General features: G+C 31.6%; 1 pseudogene. It reads left to right on the top strand.

The features are described from left to right. Positions 1-206: pseudogene (locus ACRHOC_RS16115) on the top strand (chorismate-binding protein); the annotation flags it as partial.

Raw genomic sequence — 206 nt, 5'->3', positions numbered from 1 at the left:
AAAGACTTTATTTTAAAGCATGAAAATTATAACAGAACCTATTACACAGGATATATAGGCGAGTTGAATTTAAAGCACTCTAAGACAAGGAATTCCAATAGACGTAATCTGGAGAATAATGCATACTGCAGTATAAAAAGGATTTCAAATTTTTATGTAAACCTTCGCTGTACACAAATTACGGATGGCAAGGCCTATATATATGT

The sequence above is a fragment of the Winogradskyella poriferorum genome, assembly GCF_050618035.1.
Taxonomy (GTDB): domain Bacteria; phylum Bacteroidota; class Bacteroidia; order Flavobacteriales; family Flavobacteriaceae; genus Winogradskyella; species Winogradskyella poriferorum_A.
The sequence above is the reverse complement of the archived record's forward strand: the minus strand, read 5'-3'. Positions and strand labels throughout refer to the sequence as shown.